Genomic DNA, 15720 nt, shown 5'->3' on the forward strand with positions numbered 1-15720 from the left:
CTACGATCGGTAGTTTCAAATCACTCTGGGTAGTGGTCCGGGCGGGAGGAACCACTATGAGCCGCCTGCCGTACACCGCCGTCGTCACCGTCCTCGCCGTCCTCGCCGCCCTCGCGGCCTGCGCCGCGGCGGTTCCCGCGTCCGGTGCGGAACCTGCCCCGCGAGCGGGCGCGCAGACGCGCGCCGCGCAGCCTCCCCCTGCCGAGAACCGTCCCGGCAGGCAGGCGGCCTTCGCCCGGGCCGCCCGGACGTACGGCGTGCCGGAGAGCGTGCTGCTGGCCGTCTCCTACCTGCAGTCCCGCTGGGACGCCAACGGCGGTCGGCCGAGCGTCTCCGGCGGCTACGGCCCCATGCACCTGGTCGACGGCGCCGCCGTCCCGGCCCCGCCGCACGGCCGCCGCGGCCATGGCGGCCACCACGGCGCCGGACGGGACGGCCGGGGCGACGGGAGCAGGCCGCTGCGGGTGGCGGCCCCCCGCACGGCCCCCGGCCCGGGCACGCCGGCCCGACCCCGGGACACCCTGGGCCGGGCGGCCCGCCTGACCGGGCTCTCCCCCGCCCGGCTCCGCACCGACCCGGCCGCCAACATCCTGGGCGGCGCCGCGGTCCTGGCCGACCTCCAGCGCGCGGCGGGCGGCCGGGCGAGCGCCGACCCCGCCCACTGGTACGGCGCGGTGGCCCGCTATCCGGGCACGGACGGCCGGGCCGCCGAGGTCTTCGCCGACGAGGTGTACGCGACGCTCCGCGCGGGAGCCGCACGGGTGACCGACGACGGCGAGCGGGTGGCCCTGCGCCCGCACCCCGGCCTGGCGGAGCCGGTCCGCCCGCCCCGGCGGCTCGTGCCGAACCGGGCCGCCCCCGGCCCCGACTGCCCGCCCGACCTGTCCTGCGAGTGGCTCCCCGCCGCCTACCGCAGGCTCGGCGGGGACCGCTACGGCAACCACGACCGCTACGAGGGGCGCCGGGAGATCGACTACATCGTCGTCCACGACGGCGAGGCCCGCTACGACACCATGACGCGCCTGGTGCGGGACCCGTCCTACCTGAGCTGGCACTTCACGCTCCGCTCGAGCGACGGCCACGTCGCCCAGCACCTGCGCGGCCAGGACGTCGGCTGGCACGCCGGGAACTGGTACGTCAACTCCCGCTCCATCGGCCTGGAGCACGAGGGCTACCTCGCCCAGGGCGGCGCCTGGTACACCGAGGCGATGTACCGCGCCTCCGCCCGGCTGGTCCGCCACCTCGCGCAGCGGTACGGCGTGCCGCTGGACCGGGCGCACATCCTCGGCCACGACAACGTGCCCGGCGCCACCCCGCAGGCGGTGCGGGGCATGCACGACGACCCGGGCCCCTTCTGGGACTGGGAGCACTACTTCGAACTGCTCGGCAGCCCGCTGGGGGACAGGCCGCTCCGCCCCGCCGCAGCCTCCCTGACCGGCCGTGCGGCCGCGCGGTCGGTGACGATCCTGCCGGACTACGCCACCCACCGCCCCCGCTTCACCGGCTGCGACGGCGGCTCGGCCGACTGCCCCCCGGCGGGCGCCTCGTCGGTCTGGCTGCACACCGCGCCCTCGCACGACGCCCCGCTGGTCAGGGACGCAGGCAAGCACCCGGAGGGCGGCTCCAGCCAGAGCGTCTACGACCACGCCGCCCGCGCCTCCGCCGGCCAGCGCTACGCCCTGGCCGAGCGCAGGGGCGACTGGACGGCGATCTGGTACCTCGGGCAGAAGGCGTGGTTCCACGACCCGGCCGGCGCCCGCACCTCGGTGGAGGCGCGCGGCCCCGTGGTGACGCCCCGGCCGGGCCTGGCCTCGGTGAAGCTGTACGGCCGGCCCTATCCCGAGGCCTCGGCCTACCCCGCGGGGGTCGAGCCGGACAAGCCGGTCGCCCTGCAGTACCGGATGGGGGCCGGGCAGCGCTACAGCCTCGGCCTGACCCGCGCCGGCACCCACCTGCGGGCGGTGACCTTCGACCCGTCCCGGCACCTGGTCGTCCGCGGCACCCGGCGCTACCACCAGGTCCAGTTCGGGCACCGGATCATGTTCGTCCGCGCCGAGGACGTCGTCCGGGTCCGGGGCTGAGCCGCGGGGCCGGAGCGCGGGCCTGACCGCGGACCGGGCTCCGGGTCCAAGGACCGGAACCCGGCGCGGCGCGCCGGCGGATCCCCAGGTCACCGGGGTGCTCCCCGCGTCCGCGCACCCGACCGGGAGCGGGATGTGACGTGCACCACACCGACCTGACGCTCCGGCGGGCGCCCGGTTGGACGCACGCACTCCCAGAACGCGCTAGAGTCTTCCCGTGCACCCGGACGAAACGGCCGGGAAACACGCGGAAGTGGCTCAGGGGTAGAGCATCACCTTGCCAAGGTGAGGGTCGCGGGTTCGAATCCCGTCTTCCGCTCTGCGGATCCTCCGGGATCCGACTGGTGGAGTGGCCGAGAGGCGAGGCAACGGCCTGCAAAGCCGTGTACACGGGTTCAAATCCCGTCTCCACCTCACCGCACGGACATCGGAGCCTCCGGGATCCGGTAAAGTGTTGCAGGCACCGCCGAGGGGAGACCCGCAGCGGGCACGCGGAAGTGGCTCAGGGGTAGAGCATCACCTTGCCAAGGTGAGGGTCGCGGGTTCGAATCCCGTCTTCCGCTCCAGGTTCACCCGAGGACGATTAGCTCAGCGGGAGAGCGCTTCCCTGACACGGAAGAGGTCACAGGTTCAATCCCTGTATCGTCCACCATCCGAAGATCCCCGGGCCGCCCGGCCCGGGGATCTTCTGTTCTCCGGGTGGAGCGGCCGGCCGCACCGCGCGACTCCCCGCCCCCGGCTCGCACACTCCGGCAGGCACGCCTTCGAATCCTCCCACCGGCACGCCTCGATCCGCCCGCCTCGGCGGTCCGTCCGCGCGCCCCGTCGCCCGTCGCGCGCCCTCCCCGGCTACGGCGCCGAGCGCCAGACCACCTCGCCGTCCACGCGCTCGCCGGTCGGGACCAGGCCGAGCCGGCGGGCGACCCCGATGGAGGCGGCGTGCCGCGGATGGATCGCGGCCGCCAGCGCGCTCACTCCCCGCCCGGCCAGCCAGCCGGTCATCGCGCGGGCGGCCTCGACCGCCAGCTTCCTGCCCTGCCAGGGCGTGCCGACCACCCAGGCGAGGAAGGCCCCGTCCGGGGTCACGGTGGCCTGGACGTAGCCGACCAGGCGGCCGGCCGCACCCCCGCCCGGCGGGCCGTGCGGGCCCCGCGTGCCGCCCGCCGGGCCGTTCACGCCGCCCGCGCCGTCCGTCAGGCGGATCACCCAGTTGAGCCAGGTCTCGGTGCTGCCGGGCGGGGGCCCGGCGACCAGGCGGGCGTAGCGGTCACGCAGCTGCGCCGCGGTGGCGGGCGAGCCGCCGGTGAAGGCGTGCAGCGCGGGATCGGCCAGCACCGCGGCCATCTCCTCGGCGTGCCCGACGGCGAGCGGTTCGAGCCGGAGCCGGTCCGTCACGATCGGCTCGGCCCGCAGGGAGTCGTCCACAGCGGCGATCCTCGCACCGGCCGCCGCCCGGTTCCACCGGATATCCGGGGCATCCGCCGCACCGGCGGGGTCAGCCGCCGTTCCGCTTGTTGAACTCGGCCCGCAGCCGCCAGAACTCCGACTCCTTGTCGGTGAACTCGGTGATCCGCCTGGCCGGGTCCGTCGTCACGAACCACAGCCAGCGCCCCTCGGCCGGGTGCAGGGCCGCCTCGATCGCCTCCTGGCCGGGGTTGCCGATCGGGCCGGGCGGGAGCCCGCCGTACCGGTAGGTGTTGTACTTCGAGGTGCTCTTCGTCTGCTTGTCGGTGGCCGCGATCCCGTAGGCGTTCAGCCCGTAGAAGACGGTGCTGTCCATCTGGAGCTTCATCGGGGGCTCGAGGGCGAGCCTGTTGTAGATCACCCTGGCCATCTTCGGCATGTCCTGGGGCCGCCCGGCCTCGGCCTGCACGATGCTGGCGATCGTCATGATCTCGTGCGGCGTGCGGCCCAGCCGCTCGGCCCCCGCCTCCAGGTCCGTCTCCTCCGCCGCCCGGCGGTAGCGCTCGACCATGGCCGCGAGGATGTCGGCGGCCGTCATGTCCGGGGTGAACTCGTAGGTGGCCGGGAAGGCGTAGCCCTCCAGGTTGCCCCGGGCCTGGGCGGGCAGGTCCAGCGCCTCGGCGTCCCGGGCCGCCGCCTCGAACTCCTCCTTCGGCCTCCCGGTCGCCTCGGCCAGTGCGTCGACGATCTGGGAGAGCCGCCAGCCCTCCTTGACGAGGACCTTCCCGCGGTGCCGGTTGTCGGGGTCCGTCAGCAGCGCGACGGCGGCCCGCGCGGACATGCGCTCGCGCAGGGTGTAGCGCCCCGGCTGGAGCGCCCCGCTCTTGCCCGCCGCGTCGATGGCGTCGGTGAAGGCCCGGGCGCTGGCGACGACGCCCCGCTCCTCCAGGGTCCGGGCGACGTCGGCGGCGCTCTGGCCCTCCTCGATCCGGACCGTCACCTCACCGGTGCCCTGCCCGGTGAAGTCGTCCGGCACCATCACGTCCGACAGCCACCGGTAGCCGTAGTAGCCGCCGCCTCCGAGGACGCCGGCCAGCACCACGAGGGCGAGCAGCGGGGCGAGGAAGCCGCCGCGGCGGCGCCGGCGGCGGCGCCGGCCCGCCCGCGACCGGCCCCGGGCGGGGGCGTCCTCCTCGGCGCCGAGCACCAGGTCGAGGTCGCTCATGGCCGCGGCAGCCGATCCGCCGGCGGCCGGTCCCCCGGTACGGCCCGTCCGGCGCCGGCGGCGCGGACCGGGTCCCACGCGCGGCCCCGCGCGGCCCCGCGCGGGACGGTGAGTGTTCCGATGAGCATCAGTACATCCCGAGGACGTTCGCTGGACTCTTCCCGGTATCTCACGAACTCACTCCATTTCTCAGTGAATTACATGATTCGGCATGTCAGGCGGCCCGCGGAGGGGCCGGGAGGCCGCGTCCCCGGAGCGGATCCGCGGCCGTGATCCCGCGCGATCCTCCGCCCGCGTCCGCCGCACCGCCCGCCACGATGCACCATGGAAGCACGCCTGGCAGGGGATCAGGCCGATGTGGGTGGTTTTCGGCGGAGGGAGCGGGCCCGTGCTGCGTGTGGTGGTCGATCCGGAGGTGCCCGCGGAGGCCGCCAACCTCATGCGCCGGAACGGGCCGCTGCTGTCCCGGTTCCACCGCGGCTGGAATCCCGAGGCGCGCGACAACGCCCGCATCCCCGGCCCGGTCGCGGGCGTCTTCGGCCTGACCGTGGCGCTGGCGGGGGTGACCTTCATCGCCGTGGGCGCCGGGGCGGCGCCCCTGTTCCTCCTGGTGGGCATGGAGCTGTTCGCCATGGCCGTCCTGTACGTCGTCAGAAGGCCCACCCCCGCCGACTCCCTGGAGCGGGTGCTGTACCGCCACGCCCAGCAGTGGCGGGGCCGCTTCCTGGTCCTGGAGGACTTCGACCCGCCCTCCAGGCACCTGCTCGGCCGGGTCCAGCAGGCGATCGACCAGGTCCTGCGCTCGCGGGTCAACACCATGGGCCTGCTGGACAGCGTCCGCAACTCGGTGATGCTGCCCGCCGAGGAGTGGGAGATCGCCCGGCTGCTGGCCAAGCTCTCGGCCCTGCGGCTCCGCCACCGCGGCCTGGTCCGCGGCGGGCGGACCCCGGAGGTGGCCGCCGCGGTGGAGCCGCTGGAGCGGGCGCTGGCCGCCAGCGAGGCCGCCGTCGTCGCCCGGGTCGAGGCCCTGGAGCGCTACGCCGCCCACGTCGCCGAGGCCGAGCGCGCGATGCTCTCCCACCACCAGATCGAGGCGCTCCGCGCCCACCTGCCGGAGTACGAGCAGCTCGTCGCCGAGGCCGGCGCGGGGAGGTTCATGGCCCCGGAGATCGGGCACCTGGCGCAGGACGCCGACCGGTTGCGGCGGGCGCTGGACGAGAGCATCCGCTCGGCCCATGAGGCGTTCCGCTATCTCGATGGATAGTCGAAAATATAAGATTTCTTGACCACGGTCCGACCGCGGGAAAGGGGAGAGCGAACCGGTGCAGTATGTGGCGGTCGATCCCGAGGTGCCTGCGGAGATCGCCGAGCTGTTCCGCAGGAACGCCTCCCTGCTGTCCCGCATCCGCGCCGGCTGGGCCCCCGAGCCGGAGGCCGCCCCGTCCCGGCTTCCGGTCCGGGCGCTGCAGGTCGTCGGGGCGGTCACGGCGCTCCTGCTGGTGGGCGTCGGCGTCACGGCCGACGGGGGCGGGCACACCGGCGTGTTCGTGGCCGCGCTGCTGGTCTTCGTGGTCTTCATCGGCCACCTCACCGCCCAGGAGCCCCTGGACGCGGGCGACCCCGAGCAGGACCTCTACCGCAACGCGCGCTGGTACGCCGACCGCTACCTGCTCCCCGAGGACTTCGACGCCCCCGCCGAGGAGCTGCGCGAGCGGACCCGCAGGGCCGTCGAGTACGTGCTCAGGTCGCAGGTCAACGCCGCCGGGATGCTCGACGACGCGCGCAACTCGGTGATGCTCCCGGCCCAGGAGTGGGAGATCGCCCGGTTGCTCGCCAAGCTCTCGGCCCTGCGCCGGGAGCACCACGACCTCGCCGTCGACGGCGACTCCCCCGAGGTGGCCGCCGCGCTGGAACCGCTGGAGCGGGCGCTGGCCGCCAGCGAGGCCGCCGTCGTCGCCCGGGTCGAGGCCCTGGAGCGCTACGCCGCCCACGTCGCCGAGGCCGAGCGCGCCTTCCTGGCCCACCAGCGGATCGAGCTGCTCCGCTCCCGGCTGCCCAAGTACGAGGAGCTGCTGGCCGAGACGGGCGCCGACGCGCTCGCCGTACCGGAGATCGACCATCTGGCGCGGGACGCCGGGCAGCTGGAGCAGGCGCTGCGGGCCAGCATCCGCTCCGCGCACGAGGCGTTCCGCTACCTGGACGGCCCTCCGACTGAAGGTGATAAGTAGGGTTTGTCTATGACAAATCGACCAGTGCTGATCTATGACGGCGACTGCGCGTTCTGCACGGCGAGCGTGCGCTTCGCCGAGCGGTGGATCGGCGTCCGGGCCCGCGTGACGCCCTGGCAGCTCGCCGACCTGCCCGCGCTCGGGACCACGGCCGAACGGGCGGACCGCGAGGTGCTCTGGATCGAGCACGGCCGGGTGTACGGCGGGGCGCAGGCCGCCGCCCGGCTGCTGGTGGCCGCGGGAGGGCCGTGGCGCGCGCTGGGGCACGCGCTCCGGGTGCCCCCGCTGCGCTGGGCGGCGCACGGCCTCTACCGGCTGGTCGCGGCCAACCGGCACCGCCTGCCGGGCGGCACCCCCGCCTGTTCGCTCCCGGCGGCCCGGCGATGAGGGCCCTGCTGACGGGCTTCGAGCCCTTCGACGGTGCGGCCGTCAACCCGTCGTGGGAGGCGGTCCGGCTGGTGCCGGGCGTGCAGACCGCATTGCTGCCGTGCGAGTTCGGCACCTCCCTGGAGCGGCTGCGCGCGGTGATGCTGGAGTACGAGCCCGAGGTCGTCGTCTGCGTCGGGCAGGCCGGCGGTCGGGCCGACGTCACCGTCGAGCGGGTCGCGCTCAACCTCGACGACGCCCGCATCCCCGACAACGCGGGCGAGCAGCCGGTGGACCGGCCGGTGGTGCCCGGCGGCCCGGCCGCCTACTTCGCCACGCTGCCGGTGAAGGCCTGCGTGGCGGCGGCCCGGAAGGCGGGGGTGCCGGCGAGCGTGTCGCACAGCGCGGGCACGTTCGTCTGCAACCACGTCTTCTACGGTCTCATGCACCTGATCGCCACCGAGTTCCCGCAGGTCCGCGGCGGCTTCGTGCACGTTCCGTTCACCCCAGGGCAGGTCCTCGACCACGCCGGCCCGTCCATGCCGAGCGCGCTGGTCGCCGAGGCGCTGACCGCGATCGTGACGGCCGCCGTCATGGTCCGCGACGATCTGCGCCTGACGGGCGGCTCCCTGCACTGACGGCGGGGCGCGGCGGGGCACGGCCGGGGCGCGGGAACGCCGACGGGGGCATCCCCGGCCGCGCACCGGGGCGCGGCGGCTACAGCGGCACGCCGTACACGACGCGGCGGCCGGCGAACTCGGTCACGCTCCACACCTGCCCGCGCCCGCGGACGCAGGTGAGGTCCTCCGGCCCCACCGGGTACGGCCGGCGGGTGAGCTTGTCGCCCGCCACGATCAGCGTGCCGTTCCCCGCCGACCCGGCGCTCTGGCTGAGGTACCAGGTGCCCTTGTGGGACAGGGCGCCCTGGATCTTGGCGCCGGGCAGCGCGTAGGCGTCGAGCGCGGCGGCGACGCCGTCCGCCCCGGCCCGCAGCGTGCCGTCGGGGTCCAGCGCCCAGCGGGCCACCCGGCCGGTCCTGCCGGGCTCGTCGACGTACTCGCCGGAGATCAGCAGGTCGGGGTCGGCGCTGCGGTCGATCGCGGCGAAGGAGAACCGGGCGGCCTTGGTGGTCGTGGCCCACGCGCCGGTCTGCGGCATCACGTAGCGGTAGCCGAAGGCGTTGTACACCCCTCCGCTCCGGCCGATCTCCTCGCCCGCCTCGCCGTCCACCTCGAAGATCTGCCGGACGTCGAAGACCCGGAGGCCCCGGACGGTGTCGGCGACGTAGACCAGGTCGCCGTACCAGGCGATGCCTCCGGCGTGGATGTCGATCGGGACGATGTCGCCGTCGGCGCGGGCCTCGACGAGCAGGACGTGCCGGTAGCGCAGGGTCGCCGCGTTCAGGAAGGTCAGGCGCACGCCCCGCTCGCCGTCCTCGGGCCGGTAGTACCAGCTCACCACGTACACGTTCCCGCCGGTGCCCGCGTCGGAGGAGCAGGTCAGGCCCTGCGGGTACCAGTAGGAGACGGCGTTGTCGGCGGCGTCGAAGCAGTACCAGTCCACCGGCCGGGGCCGCATCGAGCCGAACGCCCCGCTGCCGGTGGGCCCCCGCCGGGTGGCGGCCCGGTTGGCCCTGGCCAGCACGGTCTCCAGCGGCACCCGCTTCAGCTCCCGCTCCAGCGCCTGGATCCCGGCGCCGAACCGGTCGTCGGCCCGTCTCAGCTCGAACGGCCCCGCCGGCACGGCCTTCATCGCGCTCATGGAACTCCTCCCGTCCCGCCCAGTCTGGCGGATCAAGGTATGGAATTCATGAGTATTCCGGGTGGCTCCCTTTTATGATCATCCGGGCCCGGCGGGCCGCCGCCCGGCCCGGACGGGCGGTCAGAGCGGCCAGGTGTGCACGGGCGCGCCGGTCAGCGCCAGCTCCCGGTAGCGGGTGACCATCCGGGCCCGGTCCCCGCCCGCCGCCTCCAGCGCCCGGCGCTGCCAGACCGACCCGGTACGGCGCCGCGTGACGCGCTCCCGGATCACGTCCAGCGTCCGCCCGATCTCGTCCTGCTCCACTCCCACCCGGTCGAGGCCGGCCGCGGCGACCGGGAGCAGGTCCAGGGCGAGCCGGGCCGCCGGGGTCTCCCCCGACCGGCCGGGCCAGGCCAGGGAGGCGTCCAGGCCGTCGATCGCCGCCCGGTAGAAGTTGCGGTAGGCGGAGGAGAAGGCGAAGTCCTCGACCGGCTCGACGGCCAGCTCCGCGGTGAGGCCGAGCAGGAACGCGGCGTTGGCCGCCATGTCGGCCGGGGTCGGCCCGGCGGGCAGCGCGCGCATCTCCACCCGCAGGTGGCCGCCGCCCGCCGGGTCGTAGACCGGCCGGTTCCACTGCCAGACCGTGCCCTGGTGGAGGCGGAGCTCGGCCAGCCGGGGCGCCGGGCCGTCCTCCTCGCGGGAGGTCATCGGCAGCAACGGCTCGTAGTCGCGCACGCACGCCTCGAACAGCTCCTCGGCGCCCTTCACCCAGCCGGAGCCGAAGGCCACCCGCCGGTCGCGGCGGCCGAGCCGTTCCAGGTCGCGGTCGTCGGCGGCCTCCTCGAAGAGCGCGATGCGGGTCTCCTCCCAGAGCCTGCGGCCCAGGAAGGCCGGGGAGTTGCCGCTGACCGCCAGGACCGGCCCCATGGCCAGCTGCGCGGCGTTGTAGACGCGGGCGAAGTCGGCGGGAGGGGTGCGCAGGTGGACCTGCCAGGAGGTGTTGGCGCTCTCCAGGATCACGCCCTCGACCTCCAGCTCCAGCTGCTCCACCCCGTGGATGCGCACCCGGAACGGCTCGCTCCGCAGCCGCCGCATGCCGCGGCTCATCGCCCGGTAGCGGCTCTCGTCGCTCATCGCCGCGTGGGTGAAGTCGAACTCGTGCAGGGTGGGCAGGATCCCGATCGCCACCGCCTGCCCGCCGTGCTCGGCCGCCGCCGCGTCCACCACGGAGAGCGTCTCGTGCAGCTCCTTCTCCAGCGCGGCGAAGGGCCGGCCCGCCAGCGGGAGCGGGGTGAGGTTGATCTCCAGGTTGAACCGGCCCAGCTCAAGGGTGAGCCGGTCGTCCCCGGCGGTGTCGCGCACCTCGTGGTTGCACGGGAGCGGCCGGCCATCGGGTGTGATCAGGAACAGCTCCAGCTCGGCCCCGATGGTCGCCGGACCCGTCCCGAACCCCGGCCGGGCCAGCAGCTCGCGGAGCTCCGCGAGCTGCTCGGCCAGGCGCTCCCCGAAGTGCGCGAACTCCGCCTCCGAGAACCGGTCCTTGTCGAGTTGCTGCCCCATCACACCGTCCGATCAATCAGTCGATTCGCGCTGCCACCCCCTTCTGTCCTGCCCGCCGCCGTCTAATCCGCACCCGGGGTAAATCACCAGGGGACGACGCCGTCCTCGTCGTGGCAGAGGCCGCTCGGGCCGTCGTCGCCCAGCAGCGCCAGCCGTACGGCGACGGCCGCGCCCTGCTCGGGGGTGCGGTGGCCGGCGTGGGCGTTCATGTCCGTGGCGCAGTAGCCGGGGTCGGCCGCGTTGACCTTGATCGGGGTTCCGGCCAGTTCCTTGGCGTAGACGACGGTGACCATGTTGAGCGCCGTCTTGGAGGAGTTGTAGGCCAGGTGGTTGCTCGCCCAGAACGGGTCCTGCGGGTCGCCGGCCCGGGTCAGGGAGCCCAGGCCGCTGGAGAGGTTCACGATCCGGGCGGCGGGCGCCCGGCGCAGCAGCGGGAGCACGGCGTTGGTGACGGCGACCACCCCGAAGACGTTGGTCTCGTAGGTGGCGCGCATGGCCTCCACCGGGGTCGCGGCGGCGGCGGGGTCCTCCTGGGCGAGGAAGACCCCGGCGTTGTTGACGAGGACGTCGAGCAGGCCGTACTCCTCCTCGATCCACTCGGCGGCGGAGGAGACGGACTCGGCGGAGGTGACGTCGAGCCGGACGGAGCGGGCCCCGAGCTCCTGGGCGGCCCGCCGCCCCTGCTCGGCGTCCCTGGCGCCCACGATGACGGTCACGTCCCGCTCGGTGAGCAGCTTGGCGATGTGGTAGCCGATGCCCCTGTTGGCACCCGTGATGAGAGCGATCATGCCCGCCACCCTCGCCCCGGGGCGGGCCCGGGCGGGAGAGACCTCCGCAGGCTGGTATCCGCGGTACCACCCGCGGGCCGGGCGCGGGCCGCGGCGTCCGGCCATGCTGGAGGTGTGAACCGGAGTGAGCTCGCCGAATTCCTGCGCGACCGCCGCGCCCGCCTGACGCCCCGCGCGGCGGGGCTGCCCGACGGCGGGCGCAGGCGCACCCCCGGCCTGCGCCGCCAGGAGGTGGCCCAGCTCGCGGGCATGTCCGTCGACTACTACATCCGCCTGGAGCAGGCGCGGGGGCCGCGCCCGTCCCGCCAGGTGCTCGGCGCGCTGGCCCGGGCGCTGATGCTGACCGCCGACGAGCGTGCGCACCTGTTCCACCTGGCCGGCGAGGTCCCCGTGCCCGGCGGCCGCCCCTCGCGGGACGTGCCGGAGGGGGTGCTGAACATGCTGGCCTCGATGGAGGACGTGCCCGCGTACGTGATGGACGCCAAGTACGACATCCTGGCGTGGAACCCGCTGGCCGGCGCGCTCCTGGACGGCCTGGACCGGGCCGGTCCGGGCGACCGCAACATGATCCGGCGGATCTTCCGCTCCCCGGGCCTGCGCGCCGGCCTGTGCGACGAGGTGTCGGGCCGCTTCGCCCGGGCGGCGGTCGCCGACCTGCGCGCCGCCGCGGCGCGCTACCCGGGCGACCCCTCGATCCGCGGCCTGGTGGCGGAGATGCTGGCCTCCAGCCCGGACTTCGCCCGGATGTGGGCGGAGCACGACGTGCGGGTCCAGCGCGACCACCGCAGCCGGATGCACCACCCGCTGGTCGGCTCGGTCGAGGTCGCCTGCCAGACGCTGCACGTCCCCGACCGCGACCAGCGCGTGGTGCTCTACACGACCGCTCCGGGCTCGCCCTCCCACGACGCCCTGCGGCTGCTGCGCATGCTCCTGTCCCAGGACGCGGGCACTCCGCTGTCCCAGGACGCGGACGCCCCGCGTTGAGGACCGCCGCGGGCGCGGCGGCGCCCCAGCGGGGAGACCGCCGGGGCGCCGCCCGGCCGCTGCCGGGGCCTCAGCGGCCGCACAGCGCCCGGTCGACCAGCTCCTTCGCCGCCGCGTCGCTGTCGTCCCCGGTCATGCCGGTGGCGTACAGCACGGCCTGGCGGCGGGCGTCGCGCGTGAAGCCGACGTAGGTCGCGTAGCCGGGGATGCTCCCGCCGTGGCCCCAGCTCCTGACGCCGCAGGAGAGCTTCACCGACTCCAGGCCCAGGCCGTACCCGAGGCCGGGCACGCCCGTCTGCCGGGAGATGTCCACGAGGGTGGTCATCTCCCGGAGCTGCTCGGGGGCGAGCAGCTTCCCGCCGAGCAGCGCGGTGAAGAACCTGCCGACGTCGGCCGTGGTGGAGATCATCTCTCCCGCCGCGCCCGCGAAGGAGGGGTTGAGCTCGGTGACGTCGACCAGCCTGCCGACCGGGTCGACGGTGCGCGGGAAGTAGCCCCGGGCGTGCGGGCCGGGGATCCTGACGGACGTGCCGGGCAGGAACGTGTCCCGCAGCCCGAGGGGCTTGAGGATGCGCCGGGCGACCTCCTCGCGGTAGGTGTTCCCGGTCGCCCTCTCGATGATCATTCCGGCGAGGATGTAGTTGGTGTTGGAGTACATCCAGCCCGCGCCGGGCGCGAAGTAGGGCGGGTTCGCCACCGCGGTCCGGACCAGCTGCTCGGGCGTGTAGGTGCGCCGGCCGTCCCGCAGGACGTCACCGCCGTCCTTCGGCATGCCCTCGGTCTGCAGGTAGTCGAACAGGCCGCTGGTGTGGTTGAGCAGCTGCCGGACGGTGATGCGCGACCCGCCGGGGACCAGGCCGGGCAGCCACCGCTCGACCGTGTCGTCCAGGGAGACCTTCCCCTCGGCGACCAGCTGCAGGACCACCGTGGCGGTGAAGGGCTTGGTGGTGCTGCCGATCCGGAACCGCCCGTTCTCCGGCACGGGCCGGCCGGTGCCGAGTCTCGCCGTGCCGCTCCGGCCGGTCCAGCGGCCGCGCTCGTCGCGGACCTCGGCCTGGGCGCCGACCGCCCCCTCCTTCACGACCTTGCCCAGGGCCGCCTTCAGGGCGCCGCGGTCGGCCGCGGCGACCACGTCGTCACCGGTGTCCGCGGCGGCGGCCGCCGCCCACGCCGGGACGGCGGAGACGGTCAGCGCCGCCAGGACGGCGGCGGCGCGCAGGCGGCGGGGTCGCGTGGTCGTCATGGGTGTTCCTCTCGGTGGGGCGGGCCGGGACCGGCCCGCGGGATCTGCTCGGCGTGCCGGTCCCAGGCGGAGCGGCACGCCGACAAGCCTCCGCCGGGCGGGGTGGTCCGCGGAAGCGCGGAACGGACCGGCCTCGCCCCCTGCCTGCGGCGCCGCCGGAGGGCGGCCGGTACCTACGAAAGGAGGATGTCCGCCCGGCGAAGGTCGGCATTCGGCACGCGACGGTAATCAAGGGCGATATGTCCAGATACGGTATGGCGCGTGCATGAGATCGGATGGCGGAGCCTGCTCGCCGACGCGCTGCTGGCGCTGGGCGTGGCGGCGGCCGGAGCGGCCGGGAGCTGGACGACCGCCGGTGACACGGGCGGCCACGGCCTGGTGCCGCACACGGCCGTGGAGGTGGCCTGCGGCGCGGCGCTGGTCCTGCGCCGCAGCCGCCCGGCGCCGCTGACGCTGGGCGTCGCCGCCGCGAGCCTGGCCGGCGGCGTGCCGCTGGCGCTGCCGTTCGCCGTGTACGCCCTCGCCTCCCGCGTCCGCGACCCGCGCCTGCTGTGGGGGGTCGCCGCCCTGACCGTGCTGGCCACCGGATGGGTCGCGGCGCGGTCCGACCCGTCGTGGGCCACGGCGCCGCCCGGACCGGGCGCCGGGTGGGCCGTGACCGACTCCGGCCAGGACGGCTCCCCGTTCCAGCACCTGGCCGCGGCGGGCTCGATGGTGGCGGCCCCGCTCCTGCTCGGCCTGTACGTGCGCGCCCGCAGGGACCTCGCCGAGCGGGAGGGCGGCGCGCGGGTGGAGCGGGCGCGCACCGAGGAGCGGGCCCGGCTGGCGCGCGAGATGCACGACGTGGTGACGCACCGGGTCAGCCTCATGGTGCTCCAGGCGGGGACGCTGCGGCTGCGCGCGCAGGCGGAGCGCATCCCCCCGGAGGAGGTCGCGTCGATCGCGGAGCAGATCCGGCAGACCGGTTCGCAGGCCCTGGACGAGCTGCGGGCCGTGGTCGGGGTGATGCGCTCGGGCGACGCGCTGGAGCGGGTGCCGCTGGCCCCACCCCCGGCCCTGCCCGACCTGCGCACCCTGGTGGAGGAGAACCGCGCCGCCGGGGTCGAGGTGGACCTCGTGGAGACGGGCGAACCGGTGGAGACGCCGCCGCCGGTCGGCAGGACCGCCTACCGGATCGTGCAGGAGGCGCTGACGAACGCCCGCAAGCACGCCCCCGGCGCCCCGGTCGCCGTGGAGGTCGACTCCGGGCCCGAGCGGATCCGCCTGCGCGTCGCCAACGGCCCGGCCCCGGCCGCCGCCCGGCACGACCCGCTGCCCGGCGGCGGCGCCGGGCTGCTCGGCCTGCGCGAGCGGGTCGCGCTCGTCGGCGGGACCCTGCGGACCCTGCCCACCCCGTCCGGCGGCTACGAGGTCCGCGCCGAGCTGCCCGTGCACGGGGGCGCCCCGTGATCCGCGTCCTGCTCGTCGACGACGAGCGCATGGTCTGCGCCCACCTGCGCGCCCTGCTCGCCACCGCCGGGGACATCGAGGTGGTGGCCGAGGCCTACGACGGCGCCGAGGCGGTGGAGCAGGCGGTCACGCACCGGCCGGACGTCGTCCTGCTCGACGTGCGCATGCCCGTCGCGGACGGGCTGGTGGCCGCCGAGCGGCTGACCCGGCTGCCGCACCCGCCGAAGGTCATCATGCTGACCACGTTCGACCTGGACGAGTACGTGTACCGGGCGCTGCGCGCGGGCGCCGTGGGCTTCCTGCTCAAGGACACCCGGCCGGAGGACATCATCACCGTGGTCCGGGTGGTGGCCGCGGGCAACGCCATGCTGGCCCCGTCGGTGACCCGGCGGCTGATCGCCGAGTTCGCCCGGGGCGACGGCGGCGCGCGCGAGCGGGCCCGCCGGGCCGTCGCGGAGCTCACCGGACGGGAGCGGGACGTGCTGGCCGGTCTGGGCGAGGGCCTGTCCAACGCCGAGATCGCGGGTCGGCTGTACCTGGAGGAGACCACGGTCAAGGGATACGTCTCCCGGGTCCTGGCCAAGCTCGGTTGCGCCAACCGCACCCAGGCCGCGCTCGTCGCCCACGACGCCGGGCTCACCGCCCGCTGAGC

At 75.2% G+C, this 15720-nt stretch carries 14 protein-coding genes and 4 tRNA genes; 12 read left to right on the forward strand and 6 right to left on the reverse strand.

Annotation, left to right across the window (positions count from 1 at the left end; translation table 11 throughout):
* The first annotated feature begins 56 nt into the window (after nt 1–56).
* From ABD823_RS21545 to ABD823_RS21565, 5 genes are all read left to right on the forward strand, one after another.
* A complete protein-coding gene (locus ABD823_RS21545) occupies nt 57–2081 on the forward strand; it encodes an N-acetylmuramoyl-L-alanine amidase (RefSeq protein ID WP_344862386.1) in 2025 nt (674 codons plus the stop codon).
* A gap of 247 nt (nt 2082–2328) precedes the next feature.
* Nucleotides 2329–2400 (forward strand) — tRNA-Gly (locus ABD823_RS21550).
* A 24-nt stretch (nt 2401–2424) separates the two neighbouring features.
* Nucleotides 2425–2495, forward strand: a tRNA-Cys gene (locus ABD823_RS21555).
* A gap of 77 nt (nt 2496–2572) precedes the next feature.
* Nucleotides 2573–2647: transfer RNA gene (locus ABD823_RS21560), tRNA-Gly, on the forward strand.
* An 11-nt stretch (nt 2648–2658) separates the two neighbouring features.
* A tRNA-Val gene (locus tag ABD823_RS21565) sits at nt 2659–2733 on the forward strand.
* Between the two features lie 197 nt (nt 2734–2930).
* On the opposite strand, the gene ABD823_RS21570 is transcribed toward ABD823_RS21565, so the two are convergent.
* Both ABD823_RS21570 and mltG read right to left on the reverse strand, forming a co-directional pair.
* Nucleotides 2931–3506 (reverse strand): GNAT family N-acetyltransferase, encoded by a 576-nt coding sequence (locus tag ABD823_RS21570; RefSeq protein WP_344862388.1) that lies wholly within the window; start codon nt 3504–3506, stop codon nt 2931–2933.
* A gap of 70 nt (nt 3507–3576) precedes the next feature.
* Complete coding sequence (mltG, locus tag ABD823_RS21575) at nt 3577–4710, reverse strand: endolytic transglycosylase MltG (protein ID WP_344862390.1); 1134 nt, start codon at nt 4708–4710, stop codon at nt 3577–3579.
* Nucleotides 4711–5098: 388 nt separating this feature from the next.
* On the opposite strand from mltG, the gene ABD823_RS21580 reads away from it, so the two are divergent.
* The 4 genes from ABD823_RS21580 to pcp are packed head-to-tail and all read left to right on the forward strand — an operon-like array spanning nt 5099 to nt 7942.
* Nucleotides 5099–5974, forward strand: coding sequence for a hypothetical protein (locus ABD823_RS21580; RefSeq protein ID WP_344862392.1), 876 nt, complete (start codon nt 5099–5101; stop codon nt 5972–5974).
* A 58-nt stretch (nt 5975–6032) separates the two neighbouring features.
* Entirely contained in the window at nt 6033–6938 is a 906-nt protein-coding gene (locus ABD823_RS21585) for a hypothetical protein (protein WP_344862394.1), read from the forward strand.
* Between the two features lie 9 nt (nt 6939–6947).
* Entirely contained in the window at nt 6948–7325 is a 378-nt protein-coding gene (locus ABD823_RS21590; protein ID WP_344862396.1) for a thiol-disulfide oxidoreductase DCC family protein, read from the forward strand.
* Nucleotides 7322–7942: a pyroglutamyl-peptidase I gene (gene pcp / locus ABD823_RS21595; protein WP_344862398.1), complete on the forward strand. Its 621-nt coding sequence runs from the start codon at nt 7322–7324 to the stop codon at nt 7940–7942. The genes ABD823_RS21590 and pcp overlap by 4 nt, the downstream gene beginning before the upstream one ends.
* A 79-nt stretch (nt 7943–8021) precedes the next feature.
* Here pcp and ABD823_RS21600 read toward each other — a convergent pair whose 3' ends face one another.
* The 3 genes from ABD823_RS21600 to ABD823_RS21610 all read right to left on the reverse strand — a co-directional run bounded on the left by ABD823_RS21600 (nt 8022) and on the right by ABD823_RS21610 (nt 11392).
* Complete coding sequence (locus ABD823_RS21600) at nt 8022–9065, reverse strand: hypothetical protein (RefSeq protein ID WP_344862401.1); 1044 nt, start codon at nt 9063–9065, stop codon at nt 8022–8024.
* 120 nt (nt 9066–9185) lie between these two features.
* Nucleotides 9186–10604, reverse strand: a complete 1419-nt coding sequence (locus ABD823_RS21605; RefSeq protein ID WP_344862403.1) for a glutamate-cysteine ligase family protein — start codon at nt 10602–10604, stop codon at nt 9186–9188.
* Nucleotides 10605–10687: 83 nt separating this feature from the next.
* Nucleotides 10688–11392, reverse strand: coding sequence for an SDR family oxidoreductase (locus ABD823_RS21610; RefSeq protein ID WP_344862405.1), 705 nt, complete (start codon nt 11390–11392; stop codon nt 10688–10690).
* Nucleotides 11393–11506: 114 nt separating this feature from the next.
* Here ABD823_RS21610 and ABD823_RS21615 point away from each other — a divergent pair, with 114 nt between their 5' ends.
* The gene (locus ABD823_RS21615; RefSeq protein WP_344862407.1) at nt 11507–12376 is read left to right on the forward strand and encodes a helix-turn-helix transcriptional regulator; all 870 of its coding nucleotides are present in this window, start codon (nt 11507–11509) and stop codon (nt 12374–12376) included.
* Nucleotides 12377–12446: 70 nt separating this feature from the next.
* On the opposite strand, the gene ABD823_RS21620 is transcribed toward ABD823_RS21615, so the two are convergent.
* A complete protein-coding gene (locus tag ABD823_RS21620; protein ID WP_344862409.1) occupies nt 12447–13619 on the reverse strand; it encodes a serine hydrolase domain-containing protein in 1173 nt (390 codons plus the stop codon).
* 261 nt (nt 13620–13880) lie between these two features.
* Between ABD823_RS21620 and ABD823_RS21625 the strand changes: the two genes are divergently transcribed.
* Nucleotides 13881–15068 carry a sensor histidine kinase gene (locus ABD823_RS21625; protein ID WP_344862411.1) on the forward strand — a complete coding sequence of 396 codons (1188 nt, stop codon included), beginning with the start codon at nt 13881–13883 and terminating at the stop codon, nt 15066–15068.
* Nucleotides 15065–15718, forward strand: coding sequence for a response regulator (locus ABD823_RS21630; RefSeq protein ID WP_344862413.1), 654 nt, complete (start codon nt 15065–15067; stop codon nt 15716–15718). The genes ABD823_RS21625 and ABD823_RS21630 overlap by 4 nt, the downstream gene beginning before the upstream one ends.
* The last annotated feature ends 2 nt before the right edge of the window (nt 15719–15720 follow it).

This window comes from Planomonospora alba (assembly GCF_039534085.1).
GTDB classification, from domain to species: domain Bacteria; phylum Actinomycetota; class Actinomycetes; order Streptosporangiales; family Streptosporangiaceae; genus Planomonospora_B; species Planomonospora_B alba.